Origin of the sequence: Rhodococcus wratislaviensis, assembly GCF_900455735.1 — a bacterium.
Taxonomy (GTDB): domain Bacteria; phylum Actinomycetota; class Actinomycetes; order Mycobacteriales; family Mycobacteriaceae; genus Rhodococcus_F; species Rhodococcus_F wratislaviensis.
In genome coordinates this window covers 495,541-516,835 of the sequence record NZ_UAUI01000011.1, presented here as the reverse complement: position 1 = coordinate 516,835, position 21,295 = coordinate 495,541, and the positions used below count along the sequence as shown (strand labels likewise).

At 68.2% G+C, this 21,295-nt stretch carries 22 protein-coding genes and 1 riboswitch; of the genes, 12 read left to right on the top strand and 10 right to left on the bottom strand.

The window, feature by feature from the left end; genetic code table 11:
- Positions 1–5: 5 nt before the first annotated feature.
- Positions 6–959 (top strand): alpha/beta hydrolase, encoded by a 954-nt coding sequence (locus tag DTA22_RS16070; protein WP_112300071.1) that lies wholly within the window; start codon positions 6–8, stop codon positions 957–959.
- Here the strand turns inward: DTA22_RS16070 and DTA22_RS16065 are convergent.
- Positions 956–1,693, bottom strand: a complete 738-nt coding sequence (locus tag DTA22_RS16065) for a PadR family transcriptional regulator (RefSeq protein ID WP_037225928.1) — start codon at positions 1,691–1,693, stop codon at positions 956–958. The two genes, DTA22_RS16070 and DTA22_RS16065, sit on opposite strands and share 4 nt — an antisense overlap.
- A 130-nt stretch (positions 1,694–1,823) precedes the next feature.
- Here DTA22_RS16065 and DTA22_RS16060 point away from each other — a divergent pair, with 130 nt between their 5' ends.
- The 9 genes from DTA22_RS16060 (at position 1,824) to DTA22_RS16020 (ending at position 10,130) form a co-directional block, all read left to right on the top strand.
- Complete coding sequence (locus DTA22_RS16060) at positions 1,824–2,342, top strand: flavin reductase family protein (RefSeq protein WP_112300070.1); 519 nt, start codon at positions 1,824–1,826, stop codon at positions 2,340–2,342.
- A 118-nt stretch (positions 2,343–2,460) separates the two neighbouring features.
- Complete coding sequence (locus tag DTA22_RS16055) at positions 2,461–4,152, top strand: FAD-binding protein (protein ID WP_112300069.1); 1,692 nt, start codon at positions 2,461–2,463, stop codon at positions 4,150–4,152.
- Positions 4,153–4,407: a hypothetical protein gene (locus DTA22_RS16050; protein ID WP_005258959.1), complete on the top strand. Its 255-nt coding sequence runs from the start codon at positions 4,153–4,155 to the stop codon at positions 4,405–4,407. It abuts the gene before it with no gap.
- A 12-nt stretch (positions 4,408–4,419) separates the two neighbouring features.
- The gene (locus DTA22_RS16045; RefSeq protein ID WP_112300068.1) at positions 4,420–5,220 is read left to right on the top strand and encodes a mycofactocin-coupled SDR family oxidoreductase; all 801 of its coding nucleotides are present in this window, start codon (positions 4,420–4,422) and stop codon (positions 5,218–5,220) included.
- A 2-nt stretch (positions 5,221–5,222) separates the two neighbouring features.
- Complete coding sequence (locus DTA22_RS16040; protein ID WP_112300067.1) at positions 5,223–6,053, top strand: mycofactocin-coupled SDR family oxidoreductase; 831 nt, start codon at positions 5,223–5,225, stop codon at positions 6,051–6,053.
- Between the two features lie 104 nt (positions 6,054–6,157).
- The gene (locus DTA22_RS16035; RefSeq protein ID WP_037225917.1) at positions 6,158–6,640 is read left to right on the top strand and encodes a nuclear transport factor 2 family protein; all 483 of its coding nucleotides are present in this window, start codon (positions 6,158–6,160) and stop codon (positions 6,638–6,640) included.
- Positions 6,640–7,401 (top strand): SDR family NAD(P)-dependent oxidoreductase, encoded by a 762-nt coding sequence (locus tag DTA22_RS16030; RefSeq protein ID WP_037225914.1) that lies wholly within the window; start codon positions 6,640–6,642, stop codon positions 7,399–7,401. The genes DTA22_RS16035 and DTA22_RS16030 overlap by 1 nt, the downstream gene beginning before the upstream one ends.
- Positions 7,402–7,671: 270 nt before the next feature.
- Complete coding sequence (locus DTA22_RS16025) at positions 7,672–8,538, top strand: TauD/TfdA dioxygenase family protein (RefSeq protein ID WP_112300066.1); 867 nt, start codon at positions 7,672–7,674, stop codon at positions 8,536–8,538.
- Positions 8,539–8,594: 56 nt separating this feature from the next.
- A complete protein-coding gene (locus DTA22_RS16020; protein WP_112300065.1) occupies positions 8,595–10,130 on the top strand; it encodes a phospholipase C in 1,536 nt (511 codons plus the stop codon).
- Between the two features lie 10 nt (positions 10,131–10,140).
- On the opposite strand, the gene DTA22_RS16015 is transcribed toward DTA22_RS16020, so the two are convergent.
- Together DTA22_RS16015 and DTA22_RS16010 are read right to left on the bottom strand one after the other, a co-directional pair.
- Positions 10,141–11,118, bottom strand: coding sequence for a Gfo/Idh/MocA family protein (locus DTA22_RS16015; protein ID WP_112300064.1), 978 nt, complete (start codon positions 11,116–11,118; stop codon positions 10,141–10,143).
- Between the two features lie 116 nt (positions 11,119–11,234).
- The gene (locus tag DTA22_RS16010; RefSeq protein WP_037225908.1) at positions 11,235–12,650 is read right to left on the bottom strand and encodes an amino acid permease; all 1,416 of its coding nucleotides are present in this window, start codon (positions 12,648–12,650) and stop codon (positions 11,235–11,237) included.
- 270 nt (positions 12,651–12,920) lie between these two features.
- On the opposite strand from DTA22_RS16010, the gene shiA reads away from it, so the two are divergent.
- Complete coding sequence (gene shiA / locus DTA22_RS16005) at positions 12,921–14,279, top strand: shikimate transporter (RefSeq protein WP_112300374.1); 1,359 nt, start codon at positions 12,921–12,923, stop codon at positions 14,277–14,279.
- A 67-nt stretch (positions 14,280–14,346) separates the two neighbouring features.
- On the opposite strand, the gene DTA22_RS16000 is transcribed toward shiA, so the two are convergent.
- From DTA22_RS16000 to DTA22_RS15990, 3 genes are read right to left on the bottom strand one after another with little or no spacing between them, the layout of a single operon-like run.
- The gene (locus tag DTA22_RS16000) at positions 14,347–15,126 is read right to left on the bottom strand and encodes an IclR family transcriptional regulator domain-containing protein (RefSeq protein ID WP_112300063.1); all 780 of its coding nucleotides are present in this window, start codon (positions 15,124–15,126) and stop codon (positions 14,347–14,349) included.
- Between the two features lie 45 nt (positions 15,127–15,171).
- The gene (locus tag DTA22_RS15995; RefSeq protein WP_112300062.1) at positions 15,172–15,996 is read right to left on the bottom strand and encodes an arylamine N-acetyltransferase family protein; all 825 of its coding nucleotides are present in this window, start codon (positions 15,994–15,996) and stop codon (positions 15,172–15,174) included.
- Between the two features lie 31 nt (positions 15,997–16,027).
- The gene (locus DTA22_RS15990) at positions 16,028–16,618 is read right to left on the bottom strand and encodes a hypothetical protein (protein WP_112300061.1); all 591 of its coding nucleotides are present in this window, start codon (positions 16,616–16,618) and stop codon (positions 16,028–16,030) included.
- 104 nt (positions 16,619–16,722) lie between these two features.
- Here DTA22_RS15990 and DTA22_RS15985 point away from each other — a divergent pair, with 104 nt between their 5' ends.
- Positions 16,723–17,805, top strand: coding sequence for a PQQ-dependent sugar dehydrogenase (locus tag DTA22_RS15985; protein WP_112300060.1), 1,083 nt, complete (start codon positions 16,723–16,725; stop codon positions 17,803–17,805).
- A 21-nt stretch (positions 17,806–17,826) separates the two neighbouring features.
- On the opposite strand, the gene DTA22_RS15980 is transcribed toward DTA22_RS15985, so the two are convergent.
- The 4 genes from DTA22_RS15980 to DTA22_RS15965 form a co-directional block, all read right to left on the bottom strand.
- Positions 17,827–18,615 carry an ABC transporter ATP-binding protein gene (locus DTA22_RS15980; RefSeq protein ID WP_112300059.1) on the bottom strand — a complete coding sequence of 263 codons (789 nt, stop codon included), beginning with the start codon at positions 18,613–18,615 and terminating at the stop codon, positions 17,827–17,829.
- Positions 18,612–19,667 carry a FecCD family ABC transporter permease gene (locus DTA22_RS15975; protein WP_409372709.1) on the bottom strand — a complete coding sequence of 352 codons (1,056 nt, stop codon included), beginning with the start codon at positions 19,665–19,667 and terminating at the stop codon, positions 18,612–18,614. The genes DTA22_RS15980 and DTA22_RS15975 overlap by 4 nt, the downstream gene beginning before the upstream one ends.
- A complete protein-coding gene (locus DTA22_RS15970; protein WP_112300058.1) occupies positions 19,649–20,698 on the bottom strand; it encodes an ABC transporter substrate-binding protein in 1,050 nt (349 codons plus the stop codon). The genes DTA22_RS15975 and DTA22_RS15970 overlap by 19 nt, the downstream gene beginning before the upstream one ends.
- 52 nt (positions 20,699–20,750) lie before the next feature.
- A riboswitch (cobalamin riboswitch) is annotated at positions 20,751–20,886 on the bottom strand.
- 34 nt (positions 20,887–20,920) lie between these two features.
- Positions 20,921–21,250, bottom strand: coding sequence for a hypothetical protein (locus tag DTA22_RS15965; protein ID WP_037225897.1), 330 nt, complete (start codon positions 21,248–21,250; stop codon positions 20,921–20,923).
- Positions 21,251–21,295 lie beyond the last annotated feature (45 nt).

The following is a 21,295-nucleotide window of genomic DNA, read 5'->3' as shown; positions in this document are numbered from 1 at the left end:
CACGAATGCCGCTCGACGAGCAGGCCGAGACCATCCTCCGGGGACTGAACGAGAACTTTCCCCGGGTGGAGACCATGACGGGCGCCCAGGCGCGAGCGGCAACCAAGGCGGGACGCAAGGCCGTCGCCGACCCCGAGCCGGTCGGTAGTGTGCGCGACCTCGAGATCCCCGGTGGGGCCGGACCGGTTGCCGTGCGGATCTATTCGCCGGCGGGGCACCCCGCAGAGCCCCTGCCCGTCGTCGTCTTCTTCCACGGCGGCGGGTTCGTGATCTGCGACCTCGACAGCCACGACGGCTTCTGCCGCGCGATGTGCAACGGGATCGGCGCCGTCGTCGTCTCCGTCGACTACCGACTCGCCCCGGAATCGCAGTGGCCCGCCGCAGCAGACGACGCCTACGCGGCGACGTGCTGGGTCGCGCAGCACGCCCGCGAGTTCGGCGGCGATCCGGACCGTCTTCTCGTCGCAGGCGACAGCAGCGGGGGCAACCTCGCGGCGGTCGCGGCGCTGATGGCCCGGGACAGGGAGGCCCCCGCCGTCGCCGGACAGCTACTCGTCTACCCCGTCATCGAACCGGTCTTCGACACCGAGTCCTACGAGCAGTTCGCGGAAGATCACTTCCTCACCCGCTCTGCGATGCAATGGTATTGGGATCAGTACCTGCCTACGCACCGCGAGGCCGTGCCCGCCTATGCCGCCCCGGTACGGGCCGAGGACCTCGGCGGGCTCCCACCCGCGATCGTGATCACCGCCGAACGCGACCCCCTCCGGTACGAGGGGGAGAAGTACGCCGCGGCACTCGCCGACGCCGGTGTCCCCGTCCAGTGCCGGCGGGTCGAGGGAATGTTCCACGGATTCTTGACGATCGACGCGATGGTCGCGGCGCAGACCGCGCGGGGAGAACTGTGGCCTCAGCTCCGGACTCTGATGGCGGAACCGGCGCACACCCCGTCCGACTAGTCTTCGCGCTCCGCCTCGTCGTTCGCGTCCCGGGCCGCCTTCATCGCGGCCTGGTACTCCTGCTGCGCTGCCCGGGAGCGCCGGATCGAGTGTGATGCGGTCGGTTTCGGCACGCCGGGATGTTCCGGCGTCCCTTCGCCGTGCATCCGTTCGACTGCCTCGTCGATGTCGGCGAGCATCTGCTTCGCGAGCTCGCTCTCGGCCGCGTAGTACCGCTCGGACCACTTGTTGACCATGTGCGCGAACGCCCACGTGGGTTCGACGTCCGAATCGCGGGCGTCGAGTGCGGCCTGCCTGCTCATCCCCTCCACGTACGAGATGTGCTCCTCGAGTGCTTCTTTGAGCTGCTCCGGCTCGGTGAGGTGACCGAGCCACATGCGCAGCATCACCCCGTGCTTGAGGACGGGCGGATCGATCGGCGCCTCCCGCGCCCACCTGCGCATGACGTCCATACCCGCGTCCGTGATCTTGTACAGCCGCTTGGGTTTCACCCGGGCCTCGTCGTCCACGACGGTCCGCGACGTCACGTATCCCAGGTCCTCGAGCTTCTTCAGCTCCGAGTACACCTGACTGAACGACGGGCTCCAGTAGAAGAAACGCACACTGTACGACGCCCACTTCTTCAGGTCGTAGCCGGACAGCTCTTCGCCGAACGACAGGATGCCGAGTACCGGCCAGCTCGTCGATCGGAGGCCGGCGAACCCGGAACTCTGTGTGGGGTCGGACGATGGCATTTCCCGAGCCTATCAACCGCGCGCCGGTTGCCGGACAGCGCGAAACCCTGCCGCTGGGCGGGACGAGGCATTCCCCGCCGGAAGGCGCCGCGGCCAGGCTGAACGCAACCCGTCGATCCGAGGAGACACGATGACCCGAACCGAAGAACCCGTGCCGCCGGTGGCACGACGCATCGACCCCGCCGAACTCAAGTCGGTGCTCGGGCACTTCTGCACCGGCGTCACGGTGATCACCGCACACGACGGCGAGAGCCCCCACGGCTTCACGTGCCAGTCCTTCGTGTCGCTGTCGCTGGACCCGCCGTACGTGTCGTTCAGCCCCGCACGGACGTCGACCAGCTGGCCGCGGCTGCGGGCGAGCGAACACATCTGCGTCAACGTCCTCGCCCACGACCAGCGCGACGTGTGCGGGACGTTCGCGACCAGCGGCGCCGACAAGTTCGCCGACGTCGGGTGGTCGCACGCCCGCAACGGTGCCCCGGCACTCGACGGCGTGCTGGCCAGGGTGCAGGCCACCGTCGAAATCGAGCACGACGCCGGTGACCACACCATCGTCGTCGCGCGCGTCACCGGCCTGGACGTGCTCAGGGATGCGCCGCCGCTCCTGGTGTACCGCGGTGGGCTCGGCATCTTCACCGCGGCCACGTAGCCGCGCTTTCTCCCGCTCGGCGGCGGTGCCGCTGTCTCCCGCTCCGCGGGAAGGGCTGTGGGAAAAAGTAATTGACACCGGCAGGGTGTGATCGAGACCACTTCGGAAGGTGTGCACGATGAGCGTAGACGAGCAGAACTGGGACCGGGAGGTAGATCTCCTGGTGATCGGCAGCGGTGCCGGTGGAATGACCGCCGCCCTCGCCGGGGCCGAGCGAGGACTCGACACCCTCGTCGTCGAAAAGTCCGGGGTGTACGGCGGTTCGACGGCACTGTCGGGTGGAGCCCTGTGGATTCCCAACTCGCCGATCCTCGTCCGTGAAGGCCGCGCCGACGACCCCGGCGACGTCCGTAAGTACCTGGACTCGATCGTCGGCGACAGCGTGCCGGCCGAGCGCCTCGACGCGTACATCGAGCAGGGGCCGGCCATGATGCGGTTCTTCGAACAGAACTGCCCGCATCTCCGGTTCTCTTGGTGCGAGGACTATTCCGACTACCACCCCGAGAACGTGGGCGGACGGCCGAAGGGGCGGACGGTCGAGCCGTTGCCGTTCGACATGAACCAGCTCGGCGCCGACGGCGACCTGCAGCGGCCGAACTCGCTCGCGATGCCGGGTGGGCTGTACATGACGTCCACCGAGTTCCGCCACCTCAACATGGTCTTCCGCACCTGGGCCGGACGCAGGACCGCGCTCGGTGTCGGCTGGCGGTCGGTCGTGGCGATGCTGCGGCGCAGGCGGATGGAGACCCTGGGGCAGGCCCTCGTCGGCCGGCTGCGGCTCACGCTCCAGGAGGCGGGGGTTCCGCTGTGGCTGAACTCCCCGCTGAAGGGTCTGATCACGGACGAATCAGGAGCTGTCACGGGCGCGGTCGTCGAGTCCGGGGGACGGGAACTGCGTATCCGCGCCCGCCGCGGCGTCATGATGGCCACCGGCGGATTCGAGCAGAGCGAGGAGATGCGGAAGCAGTACCTCCGGGAAGGCGGCAAGGACAACTACAGCGCCGGCTCACCCGACAACACCGGAGACGGAATCGTCGCGGGGGAGCAGGTCGGCGCCGCCGTCGATCTGATGGACGACGCCTGGTGGATGCCGTCGTTCCGGCGGCCGGACGGCGTCATGCACGTCCTCGTGTCGGAGCGCTCGATCCCGCCGTCGCTGATCGTCGACCAGCACGGCAAGAGGTTCACCAACGAGGCGTCCCCGTACGTGTCGTTCGTCCACGACCAGATCGCCGGTGGCCACGACCCCGTGTGGTTCGTGTTCGACTCGAAGGCCAAGAGCCGCTACCAGTTCGGTGGTGTGATGCCCGGGCAGAAGTTCCCCGCGGAATGGTTCGAGACGGGGCTGATGCAGCGAGCCGCATCCCTCGGCGAACTCGCGCAGAAGATGGGCGTTCCCGCGGACTCGCTGTCCGCGGAGATCACCCGGTTCAACGGTTTCGCTCGGGCGGGAGTCGACGCCGACTTCGGTCGCGGCGACAGCGCCTACGACCGGTACTACGGCGACCCGCGACTGCCCAACCCGACCATGGACGAGGTCGACAGGGCCCCGTACTACGCGGTGCGGATGGAAGCCGGCGACCTCGGCACCAAGGGCGGGCTCGTGTGCAACGAACACAGCCAGGTGTGCCGCAGCAGCGGCGAACCGATCCCCGGGCTCTACGCCACCGGCAACACGTCCGCGTCCGTGATGGGCAACGACTATGCCGGTGCGGGCGCGACGATCGGTCCCGCGATGGTGTTCGGCTGGGTCGGCGCTCGGCATGCGGCCGGGGCGGGGCCCCGCAATGTGACCGGGGCGGTGAGCTGAGTGCTTCCCGTCGAATGCCGGCGCTGCGGTAACGCGGTGCTCGTGGAGAAATACAGCGAGGCGCACACGAGCGTGCAGTGGCTGGGCGACGCCGAGCAGACCTGCCCGGAGTTCGCCCGGCGCGCGCAGGAGGGGGAGCACTCGATGTTCGTCCCCACCTGCGGTGCGCTCCGCGGATCGATCGACGATGCGGTGGAGGACGGGCGGGTGGGGCTCTCCCTGCGCAGTTACCCGACTCCCGGCCGCCTGGATTAGAGGGGACAACCGATGTCACGGATGGCAGGCAAGGTCGCCTTCATCACCGGTGCCGGGAACGGCATGGGACGCAGTCACGCGGTCCGGCTCGCGGAGGAGGGCGCCGATGTCGTCGTCGTCGATCTGCCGTCGGCCGAGGCGGATCTCGCCGAAACCGGAAGGCTGGTCGGCGGACTCGGCCGGCGGGCGGTCACCGCCCACGCCGATGTGCGCGACCCGTCCGCGTTGCGGGCGGCCGTCGATGCCGGAGTCGCGGAACTGGGCCCTCTCGACGTCGTCGTCGCGAACGCGGGTGTCTGCGACAACCCCGGCCCGGCGTGGACGATCGACGACGCGGTCTGGCACCGATCGCTCGATGTCAACCTCACCGGCGTCTGGAACACGGCGAAGGCCGCGGTGCCGGCGATGCGGGACGGCGGCGGTTCCGTCGTGATCGTCAGTTCGACCGCAGGCATCAAGGCGGTGGCCGGGGCCGCCCACTATTCGGCGTCCAAGACCGCTGTGGTCGGGCTGGCCCGGACCCTCGCCAACGAACTCGGACCGCAGTTCATCCGGGTGAACGTGCTGCATCCCGGTGCCGTCGGCACCCGCATGACCCTGAACCCGGAGACGATGGCACGGCTGCGGCCGGACCTCGAGAATCCGACCCCGGACGACGTCGTCCCCGTCCTCGCGGCGAACCACGTGCTGCCCGTTCCGTGGCTGGACTCGCGGGACGTCAGCAATGCGCTGCTGTTCCTGGCCTCGGACGAATCGCGATACATCACCGGCACACAACTCGTGGTCGACGCCGGACTGACCCAGAAGGTGTAGAGATGACAGGTCGAGTGAACGGAAGAGTCGTCCTGGTCACCGGTGCCGCACGCGGGATCGGCCGGGCGCAGGCGTTGCGGTTCGCACAGGAGGGTGCGGACGTCGTCGCCGTCGACTTGTGCGGCCCGGTCGGCACGGTGGTGACGCCACCGGCGAGCCCGGAGGATCTCGAGGAGACCGCGAAACTGGTCCGGGACACCGGCCGCCGGATCGTGACCGCGCAGGTGGACGTGCGTGACGGAACGCCGCTCGCCGAGGCGGTCACCGCGGCGGCCGGCGAGCTGGGCGGCCTGGACTTCGTGTGCGCCACGGCAGGCATCACATCCTCGGGTGCCGCGCTGGACCTCGACTCCGAGGCATGGCAGACGATGCTCGACGTCAATCTGACGGGGGTGTGGCAGACGTGCAGGGCGGCGGCCCCGCACCTGATCGAGCGGGGCGGCGGGGCGATGGTCCTGACGAGCTCCATCGCCGGTCTGCGCGGGCTCGTCGGCGTCGCCCACTACACCGCGGCCAAGCACGGGGTGGTGGGTCTGATGCGGTCGCTGGCCAACGAACTCGCGCCGCACCGGGTGCGGGTCAACAGCGTGCATCCCACGAACGTGGACACGGACATGATCCAGAACGACATGGTGCGGCGGGCGTTCCGGCCCGACCTCGAGCACCCCACCCGGGAAGAGTTCGCGGCGGCCGCCGTGACGATGAACATGCTGCCGATTCCGTGGATCGAGCCGGTCGACGTGGCCAACGCCGCACTGTTCCTGGCCTCGGACGAGGCGCGGTACATCACGTCCGTCGCCCTGCCGGTCGACGCGGGCAGCGTCAGCCGATGACCGCCTCGGGCAGCGTCGGCCGGTAATCCCCGAGTCCGCCCCCACGCCTGGCGATCCGTGGTAGAACAGGTGTCAGTTTCGGGGGCGGACGAAGGGTGAATTCCGTGGATCTCGAGGCCGTCGCCGCGATCAGCAGGCTCAAATACGCGTATCTGCGGGCCCTGGACACGAAATGCTGGGACGAGTTCGCCGACACGCTCCTTCCCGACGCGACCGCGAACTACGGTGAGCATCTCGCGTTCGAGTCGCGGGACGCGCTGGTCGACTTCATGAAGTCGAATCTGGGGCCGCAGACCATCACCGAACACCACTGCGGTCACCCGGAGATCGACGTCGACGGCGACACGGCGACCGGACGCTGGTACCTGTCCGACACCGTGCTGATCCCGGAACACGGCATGGTGCTGCGCGGGGCGGCGTTCTACTCCGACCGCTACGTCCGCGGACCGGACGGCCGATGGCGGATCGCCCACACCGGATACGAGCGCACCTACGAGGCGGTGATGTCGCTGTCCGACATTCCCAGCTTCCGGCTCACGTCCAACCGGTGGGCAGCGGACACGGAACCCGGCAAAGGAGACTCGTGATGGGAACGTTGGACGGCAAGGTCGCACTGATCACCGGCGCCGGTCAGGGCGTCGGCGCCGGTATGGCGTTCGCACTGGCCAAGGAGGGCGCCCGGATCGCGGTGGTCGGGCGAACGGAGGCGAAACTCGTCGACACGTGCACCGCCATCGCCGACTTCGGCGGCGACGCCGAGCCGATCGTCTGCGACGTCAGCAAACGCGATCAGCTGGGCCCGATGGTCGACCGGGTCGTGGACCGGTTCGGCGGCATCGACATCCTCGTCAACAATGCCAACGCGAGCGCGCTCGGACCGCTCCTCGACATCACTCCGAAACTATTGGACCGTGCCATGGCCGTCGGCCCGGTGGCGACCCTGTTCCTCATGCAGCTGTGCTACCCGCACCTGAAGGCGCGCGGCGGCGGCTCGATCATCAACCTCGTCAGTTCCTCGGCGGTGCGGTGGGACACCAGCGGATACGGGCTCTACGCGGCCACCAAGGAGGCGATGCGCTCGCTCACCCGGACCGCGGCCAGCGAATGGGGACCCGACGGAATCCGCGTCAACGCGATTGCGCCGCATGCACTGTCCCCAGGTCTGAAATGGTGGACGGAGAACAACCCCGAGGAGGCCGCCGAGTTCGTGAAGTCGATCCCGCTCGGCCGGATCGGTGATTGCGAGCAGGACATCGGGCGTGCCGTCGTCTTCCTCGTGGGCGCCGACGCCGGTTACCTGTCGGGTGCCACCATCCCGCTCGACGGTGGTCAGGCGCGCTGGAGCTGATCGCCGCCGATTGCCCCGAGCTTGCTCATTTCCCTCCCATCCGGTAGGAATTGCTTCGTGCATACGACTCACCTGGTGCGACGCCTCACCGTCGACCTGTGCCGTACGTGCGCCAACATCTGTTGTTGCTGATGGTCCGGCGCGCGTACCGCGTGCTGTCCACTCCTCGGTAGCCTCCGGCATCCGGTCATTCCTCACGCATTCTCCGCGTTCGCAGGTCCGGGCCGGTGCGCCCGTCTCCAGGCTCGATCACCTTCGCGGAAAGACACCATGAGCACTGCATTCGAAACCAGAACGGCGTCGCTGACGCTCGACAAGTTCGGCCCCCACTTCGGCGCCGAGATCATCGGCCTGGACCTCGCGTCCGCCACCGACGACGAGGTGGCCGCGATCCGTTCGGCGTTGACCGAACACAAGGTGCTGGTCCTGCGGGGTCAGTCACTCGACGACACGAGCCACATCGAGTTCGGTCGCCGTCTCGGCCGGCTGACCGCCGGGCACCCCGTCCACGACAGCGGCGACGTCGCGCAGGAGGTGTACGCACTCGACAGCCAGGACAACGGTTTCGCCGACGTGTGGCACACCGACGTGACGTTCATGAAGCGACCGCCGCTGGGGTCGATCCTCCGCCCCGTCGTCCTCCCACCGCACGGCGGCGACACCAACTGGGCCGACAGCCAACTGGCGTACGAGTCGCTGTCGCTGCCGATCCGACAGATGATCGATCAGCTGACCGCGGTGCACGACGGCAACCGCGAGTTCGGGTACTACCTCGCGCAGAAGCGGGGCGGCAAGGGAAACGTCTGGGACGGTGAGGAAGTCACCGCGCTCGTGCCCGTCGAGCATCCCGTCGTCCGGGTTCACCCGGAGACGGGACGCAAGGGCATCTTCGTGAACCCGGGCTTCACGTCCCACATCGCCGGAGTGTCCGAGGCGGAGAGCCGCGGAATCCTCGACTTCCTGTATGCGCACCTGACCAAACCCGAGCACATCGTGCGGCACCGCTGGCGTCTCGGCGACCTCGTGCTGTGGGACAACCGCAGCACCGCGCACTACGCCAACCGCGACTACGGAACCCAGCACCGCGTCATGCACCGCATCACGTTGGAAGGTGACGTGCCTTTCGGCCCGCAGTAGAGCAACCTCCGCATTCGCCGGGCGGGCGGAGTCCGCAGCGACTACCGTCACGATCCGTGACCCCGGCATCGGACATCTCACGACGCAAGTTCCTCGCCTCCGCCGCAGCGGCCGGCGGCGCCGCCTTCCTCAGCTCGTGGGCGGGCCCGGTGATCGACCGCGCCTACGCACAGGACCCGGGCGGTAGCGGGTCGCTGAACGACATCGAGCACTTCGTCTACCTCATGCAGGAGAACCGCTCGTTCGACCACTACTACGGCACGCTGTCGGGGGTGCGCGGCTTCGACGACCCGTCACCGGCGTGGCAGCAGTACGGTTGGACGCCGGGTGCCGGGCCCACCCCGACCGGGTTCCTCAACCCGTTCCGGCTCGACACCACGCAGGGCACGCACCTCGACGGCGAATGCATCAACGACCCCACCCATTCGTGGGGTCCGCAGCACGACGCGTGGAACGGCGGCGCGATGGACCGGTGGATGCCGGTGCACATCGCGCACGAGGGGCCGCTCAACGGCCCCGCGACGATGGGCTACTACACGCGAGCCGACATCCCGGTGCACTACGACCTCGCCGACGCCTTCACGATCTGCGATCACTACTTCTGCTCGGTTCTCGGACCGACGGACCCGAACCGGCTGTACTGGATGACGGGCACGATCGACCCGGACGGGCTGGCCGGCGGGCCGCTGGTCGAGACGCCGACGGTGATCCCCAAGTTCGTCTACTCGTGGCGCACCTATCCGGAGAACCTGCAGGAGGCCGGCGTCAGCTGGAAGGTGTACGCCAACAAGGACCTCGGCCCCGTGTCGAGTGTCGCGCTCGACGGGATGCTCGGCTGCTTCACGCAGTACAGCGACCCGAACTCGGAACTCGCTCGCCGCGGTCTCGATCCGACGTACCCCAACGACTTCCGGGCCGATGTCGCGAACGGCACCCTGCCCGCGGTGTCCTGGATCGTGCCCAACATCTTCACCTGTGAGCATCCGGCGCTGCCCCCGGCCGCGGGCGCGGTCGGGATCGTCGAGGTACTCGACATCCTCACGTCGAACCCGGCGATCTGGGAGAAGACGGCGCTGATCATCAGTTACGACGAGAACGGCGGCTTCTTCGACCACGTCACCCCGCCCACACCGCCGCCGGGCACCCCGGGCGAATATCTGACGGTTCCGCTGAACACGGTGTCGGAGAGCGAGAACAATCCGGGTCCGATCGGCCTCGGTTTCCGGGTGCCGTCGCTGATCGTCTCGCCGTACAGTCGCGGCGGCCTCGTCGCGTCCGACACGTTCGACCACACGTCGCAGCTCCGGCTGCTGGAGAAGCGGTTCGGCGTGCCCGTCCCCAATCTCACCGACTGGCGCCGCGGCGCCGTCGGCGACATGACGTCCGCGTTCGACTTCTCGTCCGCACCTAACGCCGGCGTTCCCGCGATGACCGACCCCGGGCCACGCCTGCAGGCGGCGATCGCGCAGTGCGGGCCGAACGTGGCCGCGGGGACGCTGAACGCCGGTGCACCCTACCCTGTCCCGCCGAATTCGATGCCCGCGCAGGAACAGTCCCCGCTGCGGCGTCGCCCCAGCGGGCTGATCATGTAGCGGCCTCTCCTCAGAGGCACACCGTCCGGCCCTCGTCGATCGACTGCAGGACGGCCAGTGCGGCGGTCACCGACCGCAGTCCGTCGTGTCCGGTCGCCACGGGCGTACCGTCTCCATTGACGGCGTCGACGAACGCCCGGATCCCCGGTGCGTACAGATTGTCGACGGGCTCGAGCGGGACGGTCGTGTCCTGACCGTCCGCAACGATCCGCAGCGTTCCGGTGGGATCCGGGCGCATGCAGTCGCCTGCGACGAGAGTGCCCGTGGTTCCGTGGATCTCGAAACCGGTCACGGCGCCCGGGACCGTGTACGCGTCGTGGAGGGAGAACAGGGTGGAACTGCCGAGGACGCCGCTCGTCATCACGGCGTCCGCCGGACCCTCGCTGAGTCCCTGGCACACCCCCACCGCCGTCACCGTGGTCGGTTCCATTCCGGTGACGAAGCGGAGCGTGTCGAGGTCGTGCACCGCGAGGTCGAGGACGACTCCGCCGCCGACCCCGTCGAGACGCCACCCGCGCAGGGCCTGGCGCAGCAGAATCGCGTTGCTGACGCGCACCGACAGGATGTCGCCGATCGCGCCCTCCGCCAGCATCTTTCGCGCCGCACGGTGAACGGGGTGATTGCGGAGATGATGGTTGGTCGCGAAGACCACCCCCGCTGCCGCGGCCGCGTCGACCATCTTCTGCGCCTGCGTGACGTCGAAGGAGAGCGGCTTCTCGCACAGCACGTGCAGACCCGCGTCGATCGCGGCCATGGCGTGGTCGAAGTGCTTGTCGTTGGTCGAGGAGATGTAGGCCGCCTGGACGTCTCCGTCCACCGCGTCGTGCAGGTCACCGGTGGCGGCCTCGATGTCGTGGGTCCGCCGGTAGTCCTCCGCGCGTGCCGCGTCGCCGCTGAGCACGACTGCCGCGGTCTGCCCGCACTCGCGCAACGCGGGGATCACGCGTGTGGCAGCGATGTTGCTCGCGCCCAGAATCGCCCACCTCATGAGCTTCGGTCCTTCCTCGGGCCGGTGGGTCCGGCCTTTCCTCGGCGGGACTGTACGCCGAGTTCCGAGAGCGCACTACTGTTCGATATGCGAACAGCACGGCGTGGGGTCCGAGCTCAGGGGCGGAGGGCGTCGACCTCTTCGCCGGAGGTCGAGGGGTCCGGCGTCTCGTCGACGGCCCCTCGCGTGCGCTGACGGTAGATCCCGATTCCGACCACGACCACGGCGAGTCCCATCGAGACGTACATCTGGCTCCTGGTCTCCGGCAGCACGAGCATGCCGACGCAGAGCGCGATGATGGCGGCGATGGTGCACCACGTCAGGTACGGGAACAGCCACATCTTCAGCGACAGGTCCTTGCCCTCCGCCTCGAGGCTGCGCCGCATGCGCAGCTGCGACACCGAGATCGCCAGCCACACGAACAGGGCGATCGCGCCCGAGGAGTTGACGAGGAACAGGAACACGGTGTCCGGGTACAGGTAGTTGAGGCCGACGGTCAGGAATCCCACGACCGTCGAGACGAGCACGGCCTGGCGTGGAACGCCGGACGATCCGATCTTCGACAACGAGGCCGGGGCGTCGCCGCGGCGGGAGAGCGAGAAGATCATCCGGCTCGCCGTGTACAGGCCGGAGTTCAGGCAGGACAGCACGGACGTGAGCACGACGACGTCCATGATGTTGCCGGCCGCGGGAATGCCGAAGGAGTCCATGACGGCGACATACGGGCTCAGCGCGACGGAGGCGTCGTCCCAGGGGAGCAGCGTCACGACGACGGCGATGGAGCCGATGTAGAAGATGAGGATCCGCCACACGACCGAGCGCACGGCGTTGCGCACGGCGGCCACGGGGTTCGCGGATTCGCCGGCGGCGATGGTCGCGATCTCGGCGCCGAAGAACGAGAACACGACGACGAGCACTGCCGCGAATACGGCACCTGCCCCGTTGGGGAAGAACCCGCCGTGACCGGTGAGGTTGGTGAGTCCGGGTGCTTCGACGCCGGGCAGGGCTCCGCAGATCGCGAGGACACCCAGCACCAGGAAGATGACGATCGCTGCGACCTTGATCGATGCGAACCAGAACTCGAACTCGCCGAACGACTTCACGGACGCGATGTTCGTCAGCGTGAGCAGCACCATCAGGATCAGTGCCCAACTCCACTGCGGGACGTCGGGGATCCAGCGGTTCATGATGACGGCACCGGCCGTCGCCTCGATGCCGAGGACGATGATCCAGAACCAGGCGTAGAGCCAGCCGATGCTGAAGCCGGCCCAGCGGCCGATCGCGCGGTCGGCGTACGCCGAGAACGATCCCGTCTCGGGGTTGGCGGTCGACATTTCGCCGAGCATGCGCATCACCAGGATGACGACGATGCCTGCGAGTGCGTATGCCACGAGAACGCCGGGGCCCGTCTCGCGGATCGCGACCCCGGAGCCCACGAAGAGGCCTGCGCCGATCACCCCCGCGATAGCGATCATCGAGAGGTGCCGCTTCTTCAGCGTGTGCTGAAGCTGCGGATCGGTGGTTCCAGACATGGAGAAATCCCTTCGGCGCTACTCCGGGTGTGATGTGCGTCGCTGATCCGGAAAGTGTGTACGAGCCGAGGGGGCCGGGGTACCGCCGATTCGGTGAAATTCGCGCGGCCGGGATAGACGAAACGGCAGTACCACGCATCTGCACGGTCTCGACTGTCTGCCTTGACAACGCGGAAACGCTATGGCTACCGTCACATTATTCAACCAGCGGACACGCGTTCGGTATGCGAACAGAGCGTGTCCGGCACCAACGTAGGACGGGACATCGGAATGAGCGATCACGCCTTCACCCCGGCAGCCGAGAAGCAGGCGCGACGAGCAGCGCTGAGCAGTTTCGTCGGCGCGGTCATCGACTGGTACGACTTCCTGCTCTACGGGTTGGTCGCGGCTCTGGTCTTCAACTCGGAGTTCTTCCCGAACGTCAGCCCGGCGATCGGCACGCTCGCCGCGTTCGCGACGTTCGGCGTCGGATTCCTGTTCCGGCCGCTCGGCGGCGTGGTGTTCGGCCACTACGGCGACCGCATCGGACGCAAGCGGATGCTGATCCTCACCGTGCTGATCATGGGCACGAGCACGGCCCTGATCGGACTGCTGCCGTCGTTCGGGTCGATCGGCTGGTGGGCACCGGTCCTGCTCGTCACACTGCGCGCCATCCAGGGCTTCGCCGTCGGCGGCGAGTGGGGTGGGGCCGCGCTGATGGCCGTCGAGAGCGCGCCGCCGAAGAAGAAGGCGTTCTACAGCAGCGGAGTGCAGGTCGGCTACTCGGTGGGGCTCATCCTCGCCACCGGATTCGTCATGCTCATGAGCAACCTGACCACCGAGGACGCATTCAGCCAGTGGGGTTGGCGGGTTCCGTTCGTCGCCAGCGTCGTCCTGGTCGGTATCGGTCTGTGGATCCGCGCCGGAGTCCAGGAGAGCCCCGAATTCGTCGAGAAGGTCGAGAAGATCGAGGAGGAGCAGACCGCGCAGGACAAGAAGCGGATTCCGCTCGTCGAGGCACTGCGCAACCACCCGAAGGCATTCCTCCAGATCATCGGTCTGCGGTTCGCCGAACTGTTCTCCATGTACATCGTGACCACGTTCGCGCTGAGCTACTCCACTCAGGAACTGGGGATGGAGCGCAACTTCATGCTCAACGTCGGCCTGCTCGTCGGTGCGGTGGGAATCGGCACCATCCCGCTGTTCGCGTGGCTGTCCGACAAGCACGGCCGGCGACGCGTCTACATCCTCGGCGCACTGATCGGCGCGGTGTGCGCGTTCCCGTTCTTCGTCTTCCTCGAGAACGGGTCGATGATCGGCACCGTCATCCTCGCCGTGCTCCTCGTCAACATCTCCCACGACATGGTCGTCAGCGTCCAGCAGCCGCTGTTCACCGAGATGTTCGGGGCCGAGTACCGGTACAGCGGCGCGGGCGTCGGGTACCAGGTGGCCAGCGCGATCGGCGGCGGCTTCACCCCGTTCATCGCGGCGGCCCTGGTCACCGCCAGCGGCGGGTCCTGGCACCTCGTGGCCGTGTACCTCGCCGGTGGTTGCATCGTCAGCGCGCTCATCGCCTGGCGACTGCAGCCCGATTCGAGTGCCGACACGTCGGATGCCGTCACTCGAGCCAAGCTCGAGAACGCGCACTGAATATTGCTGCCGCAGTTGGTGTGGCCCGGCAGTGGGGCTAAACAGAGCGGACGCGCCGCGTAGGCGGTCAGCCGAGGGACAGGTCGGAACCGATCCGCTCCGCGGTCGCGACAAGCTTCGGCACCACCGACACAGCGACGTCGTCCCGCGTGTACTGGGTGCCCTGCAGCGACGAGTTGAGGGCGGCGACCACGGCGCCCGTCCGATCCCGGATGGGAACGGCCGCGCCGCGGATGCCGATCTCGAGCTCGTTCTCCGACATCGACCAGCCGTCCGCGGCAACCTTCCGGACCTCGGCGCGCAATTGTTCGGCGTCGGAGATCGTGTGCTGGGTGAAGGACTGGAATTCGGTGGTCTTCAGGTAGTCGTCGAGCGCGTCGGCCGAAAGTCCCGCCAGCAGAACCCGTCCCGTCGATGTCGCGTACGCGGGGAACCGCATGCCCACCGTGATGGAGATGCGAATGATCCTCGGCGAGCGGACCCGCGCCACGTACACCACGTCGGGACCGTCGAGGATGGTGACGGAGATGGTCTCGCCCAGTTCCTTCGCGAGAGCCTCGATGTGCGGGTCGGCGACCTGCGGCAGTCGCAGCGCGGCGAGGTACGAGAAGCCGAACCGCAGCACCCGGGGTGTGAGCGAGAAGTTGCGTCCGTCGAGACGCAGGAAACCCTTGTCCACCAGGGTGAGCAGAATCCGGCGCGCCGTGGACCGGGTGATCCCGACAGCCTGCGCCACCTCACTCAGTGTGCGTTCCCGGTGCTGCTCGTCGAAGCATTCGAGAACGCTCAGGCCGCGGTCCAGGGACTCGAGGAAATACCGTTCCCCCGACGCGGGCTGCTCGGCCACCTCAGCAGCCACCTGTTTCACACACGCCGTCATGGTACCGGGCGACTAGGTGTGCCGGAGCCGGCCGAACGCCGCACCCAGTGACGGCAGTCCGCTCGTGTCGATGAGGAAATCGGTCTCGAGGCTGTCCCGGAGTTCGTCGACGGACGCCAGTTCGCGCCTCTCGGATGCACCGCCGAGGTGGTGCACCGTCAGTCGCGTACCGGCCAGGGCGTAGCGGCGGTCCTCCGTGGCCCGCGCCGCCATCAGTCCGGTCACGAAATGCGATCCGGGCCAGGTCGACAGGTACCAGTTGGGCGCCTCGTAGTCGACGGGGAACTGCCTGGTGAGATCGAACCGGTAGACGGTCCGCCACTCGTCGCCGACGAGCGCCTGCATCGCGTAATCGCCGTCGACGTCGACCAGCCGGAACGGTTCCAGCGGAGTGTCCTGCACGGTGCCCAGTTCGAGGCGCAACGTGGTGTTGAGGGTCATGCCGCCGAACCCGACGTCGATGAGCCGTCGCTCGCCTGCGACGTCGACGAGCAACAGCATGTGCGAGCGCGGAGTAACCGCATCGATCGGAGATCCCCACAGAACCCGCGCGGCGAGCGGCGTGACGTCGAATCCGATTTCGAGCAGGACCGCCCGCAGCAGGAGATTCTGTTCGAAGCAGTAACCGCCTCTTCGTGATTCGACCAATTTGTGTTGAAGCGAGGGCAGATCGAGCCGATTCGGTGTGCCGAGGAACGGGTCGAGGTTCTCGAACGGGATCGACCGGGCGTGATGTGCGGCAAGCTGGTTCAGTGTCGCGGTGGTCGCGGATCGGTCGCCGTCGTACCCGATCCGTTCGAAATACCGCTCGAGGTTCAGATCGCCCGCAGTGGCCATGGAGCACAGTGTAAGCGCGGCGAATGACCGATCAGGCGTCGTCGGGCGCGGTTGCCGCGAGGTAGGCGGCGCCGCGCGGCGAGATCCGGTACCCGACGTCGAGGCTGTGCGTCAACCCCAGGTTCTTCAGCTTCCGGACGTCCCGCTTGAACGGTTGCGTCTCACGGCCGAGGCTCTCCGCGAGATCGGGTGCGCGGCGGCCCGGGTTGTCGGCGACGAGCTGCAGAATCGTGCGCGTCCACGGGCCGTGACTGCTCCGCGTGTCCAGGCGCTCCAGACTCTGCCCGATCTCCGCGATCGTGTCGTCCGCGAGGTCGTCGTCGCTGCTCAGCACGACGCGGGGGTCCTCGCCGACCCACTCGAGTCCGATGCGATACACCGGCTGTCCGGGGGCGCCGCGCAGCGCGGCCAGCGCCTCGGCGACGGAGGCGGCACCGGCGCGGCGGGCGTCGTCCTCGGTGATTCCGTCCGGGTCGACAGTCGTGACCGAGCTGATCCGGACCATTCCCGAGACCGTGTGGAATTCCGAGCCCTCGAGCACCCGAGGTGCGGCCCAGCGGCGGAAGGCGACCGTGACGGTGCCGTCCGCCACCCCCTGCGCGACCTTCTGCGGAAGGATCACCCGCCGTCACCTCCTCATGTGAGTGGCGATGCGTGGTCGAGGATACTTTGCCACTCACCTGGGGGAGGATGGACAGGGTGCGGTCGTGCGACGGGAGGACACCCATGGGACGGCGACTTTTCTCGGCTGCGGCGTTGCTGGTGGTCGTCACGTGCGCGGCGGCATGCCAGTCCGAGGGGAGTTCCGCGCAGCCGTCGACGACCACCGCGGTCGCCGCACCGGCAGACACCGAGCCCACGGTGATCGCCGCCGACCTCGACGTGCCGTGGGGGATCGCGCTCCTGCCGGACGGGACGGCGCTGATCGCGGAACGGGACAGCGGCGCGATCCGGCACCGGCAGGCGAACGGGGACACGACCGTGATCGGTGAGGTGCCCGGTGTGGCGGCGCAGGGTGAATCGGGGCTGCTGGGGCTGGCCGTCTCACCGGCCTACGCAACGGACCAGACGATCTATGCGTACCTCACCACGAACGACGACAACCGGGTGGTCGCCCTGCGTTTCGACGGTCGCAGCCTCGGCGAGCCGGCCCCGATCCTGGCGGGGATCCCCGCCGGATCGATCCACGACGGCGGCCGGATCGCGTTCGGCCCGGACGACAAGCTGTACGTCGCCACCGGTGAAGCCGGCGACCGGCCACGCGCCCAGGACCCGTCCTCGCTCGGCGGCAAGATCCTGCGGATCAACCCCGACGGGTCCATCCCGGCCGACAATCCCACCCCCGGATCACCCGTGTGGTCGCTCGGCCACCGCAACGTGCAGGGCCTCGCGTGGGACGACGCGGGCCGGCTGTGGGCCACCGAGTTCGGGGCGAACACCTGGGACGAGGTGAACCTGATCGAACCCGGCGGCAACTACGGATGGCCGGAAGTCGAGGGGCAGTCGGACGAGGCGGGCTTCGTCGACCCGGTGGTCCAATGGTCCACCGGCGAGGCGTCCCCGTCCGGGCTCGCGTTCCAGGACGGTGCGCTGTGGGTCGCGGCGCTGCGCGGCGAACGGCTGTGGCGGATCCCGGTGGCCGGAGACGGCTCACTCGGCGAACCGCAGTCGCTGTTCGAAGGCGAGTACGGGCGACTGCGTACCGTCGTCGCGACACCCGACGGTGCCGTCTGGTTCAGCACCAGCAACCGCGACGGTCGCGGCGATCCGGCGGAGGGCGACGACCGCATCCTCATGCTGCGCCCGTGAGTACTTATTAACCGCCCGCGGTTAATAAGTACTCACGGGCGTGGAGCGCACCGGACGGTACGTGACGGTGGGGTGGCCGGTGACAGGATCTATGGTGACCCCCGCCCGCACCCGGTACACCTGTTCGACGAGGGCCTCGGTGATCACGTCGGCGGGACGGCCGGCGGCGACGATGCGGCCGGCCTCCAGCACCACCACGCGATCGCAGAACATCGCGGCGAGGTTGAGGTCGTGCAGGGCGATGTAGCTGGTGAGGGGCAGTTCGGCGACCAGGGACAGGATGTCGAGCTGATGGCGGATGTCGAGGTGGTTTGTCGGTTCGTCGAGTAGTAGTTCGTCCGGTTCCTGCGCGAGGGCCCGCGCGATCTGGGCGCGCTGCCGTTCACCGCCGGACAGGGTGTGCCACGGACGATGTGCTTTCGATGTCATGCCGGTGTGCTCGAGTGCGCGCTCGACAGCAACGGCGTCGGCGGTCTCGTCGCCGCTGAATACGCCGCGGTGCGGGATGCGCCCGAGCCGCACGATGTCGCCGGCGGTGATGTCGACCTCGGTGTCGGAATGCTGATCGACCATCGCCACCCGGCGGGCGATCTGCCGTCGCCGGAGGGTCCTGATGTCGGTGTCGTCGAGGAGGACCCTGCCGGTGTCGGGCTCGGCGATCCCGCTGAGCAGTCGCAGGAGCGAGGACTTGCCCGACCCGTTGGGGCCGAGAAGCCCGATGGTCTCACCTGCTGCCGGGTCGAGGGACACCCCGTCGAGCACGAGATGTCCGCCGCGGCTCCAGCCGACGTTCTTTGTGCGCAGGGTCATGGGCTGGTCCTCATGCGGAAGAGGATGACGGCGAACGCCGGGACGCCGATCAGGGCGGTGACGACACCGACCGGAACTTCCTGGGGCGCGAAGACTGTGCGGGCGATCGCGTCGACCCACACCATGAAGATGGCGCCGACCACCGCGGTGGTGGGCAGCAACCGGCTGTGCCGGGGGCCGACGAGGAATCGGGCGGCGTGCGGCAGGACCAGTCCCACGAACCCGATCGCGCCCGCCGCGCTGACGAGCGCCGCCGTGACCAGCGCGGTCACAGTGAGCAGCAGGAGGCGGATCCACCGCACGGACACTCCCAGTGAGGCGGCCGCGGTGTTCCCGAACGTGAACGCGTCCAGTGCCGAGGACGTGAGGAGGCAGACACCGATCCCGATCGCGGTGACGGCCCCGCAGAGCGCCACGTCGGCCCAGTCGGCCCCGGACAGCGAACCGAGCAGCCAGAACAGCACCCCGCGGGTCTGCTCGGCGTCGGCGGACGAGATCACGATGAACGACGTCAACGCGGAGAAGAGTTGCGTGCCGGCCACCCCGGCGAGCACCACCCGGGATGTGCCGCCGCCGGCACCGGTCGCCAGCAGTATCACCAGGGTGAACGAGAGCACCGCCCCGGCGAAGGCGCCCGCAGACAACGACACCGCCCCGGCGCCGAGACCGAGGACGACGACGAGCACCGCCCCGGTGGACGCGCCCGACGAGATGCCGAGCACGAACGGGTCGGCGAGCGGGTTGCGCAGCAGCGACTGCATGATCGTCCCGCACAATGCCAGGCCCGCGCCGCACACCGCCGCGAGGAGGGTCCGCGGCAGGCGCAGTTCCCACACGATGCCGTCCTTGATCCGGCTCACCCCCGAACTGCCCAGACCGAAGTGCTCGAGGACCACCGCGTACACGTCGCCCACCGACAGGCTCGCCGGACCGAGGGTGATGACGACCGCGATCGACGCCGCGAGCACCACCACACCGCCGAGGAGGAGCGCGGCGAGCAGCGACCTGGAGTCGAACCGTGTTGCCGCCAACGTCAGTTCGCCGGTCCCCACTGCTTCAGTGCGGCCGCCGTCTTCTCCACGCCGTCGACGGTACGGATCGACGGATTGAGGTCGGCGCCGTTGACGACGATGTACCGCTTGTTCCGGACTGCGGTGAGTCGCTGCGTCACCGGGTTCGACTCGAGGAACGCGATCTTGCTGTCGAGGGCGTCGCCGTCGATGCTGCGGCGACTGAGGTCCGCGAGGACGAGGGCGGTCGGGTCGCGGTCGAGCACGCTCTCCCAGCTGACTTGCGGCCACTCGTTGGTGGTGTCGGAGAAGATGTTCTGGGCGCCCACGGAGTTGGTGATGATGCCCGAGGATCCGCAGCAGCCCGCCATGTACGGGGTCTTGGTGTCGGCGAACCAGTACGCCAGCGACACCCCGGAGGCCTCGACCTCACGCGAGGCGGCGTCGAACCGCTGCTGCAATTTTGCGACGAACGCCTCGCCGCGGTCGCGGACGTCGAAGATGGCGGCGAGTTCGCGGATCTCCTCGTAGACCGTGTCGATGCGCAGCGGTTCGGTGCGCGCCCCGTCGGCGTTGACGCTCTCGTCCGTCTTGCCTTCGCAGTCGGTCGGCGACAGGTAGCTGGGGACACCGAGTTGGTCGAACTGGTCGCGATCGGCCACACCGCCCGGCCCGAGGGTGCCGCCGAACGACGCCGACACGAAATCGGGTTCGGTGTCGAGGACCACCTCGAGGGACGGTTTGTTGTCGGCGAGTCGCGGAACCTTCGCATTGTCGGCGGCCAGGTTGTCGCGGACGGGGTCGGTCCAGGTGGCGGTGCCAACCATCCGGTCCGCCAGACCGAGGGAGAGCAGGATCTCGGTGGAGCCCTGATTCATGGAGACCGCACGTTGCGGCGGCGCGTCCACGGTGACCGTGTGCCCGCAGTTCTCCAGGGTCATCGGATAGCTGGAGGAATCCGAGGCGGCGGTCTCCCCGGTGGCGGGGGAGTCGCCGGCCGACGAACAACCGGAAACGAGTAGCACGGATGCCGCGGAAAGGACGGCAGAAGTCTGCCGGAACGAGATGCGCATGGCGCGGGAACTCCTTGATCAGGGCCCAGTCGCGGAGCCGAGAATTCACCGAACTCAATCGGGAGTATTCGGGCTCCGGCCCTCGGGGGACCGTTACCGTTGCGCGTCAGCCCCGGATTCACACCGGGTTCCCTCGCCGATCGTGGCCGCACGGACGGCCTCGGACACCATATACGCCCGTGAGTACTTGTTAACCGCCCGCGGTTAACAAGTACTCACGGGTCAGGAGTTCCAGGGGACGATCGGCGGCTTGACCCACATGATCTTCTCGTCCCGGTGCGCCGGGGTGGCGGCGGGATGGTCGGGGTGGCGTTCCGCCCATGCCGATTTCTGCTCGAGCAACTCGACCACGGTCAGCCACGTCTCCATGGTGCTGGGCGGGTTCGACCCGGCCTCCCGGGCGAGTTTCCGCAGCGTGCCGTCGGTGAGGTCGAGGAGTTCCTGACCGCTGATTCCGCGATCCCACACATACCGCGCGAGTCCCATCGCCTTCTCGCGACGTCGCTTCGCAGCGCCTTCGGTGTGCGCGAAGTCGACTTCCTGAGGTTCCATCGTCTTCCCTTCTCGTGCGCGTCACCACGGTAGGTCACCCGTGTC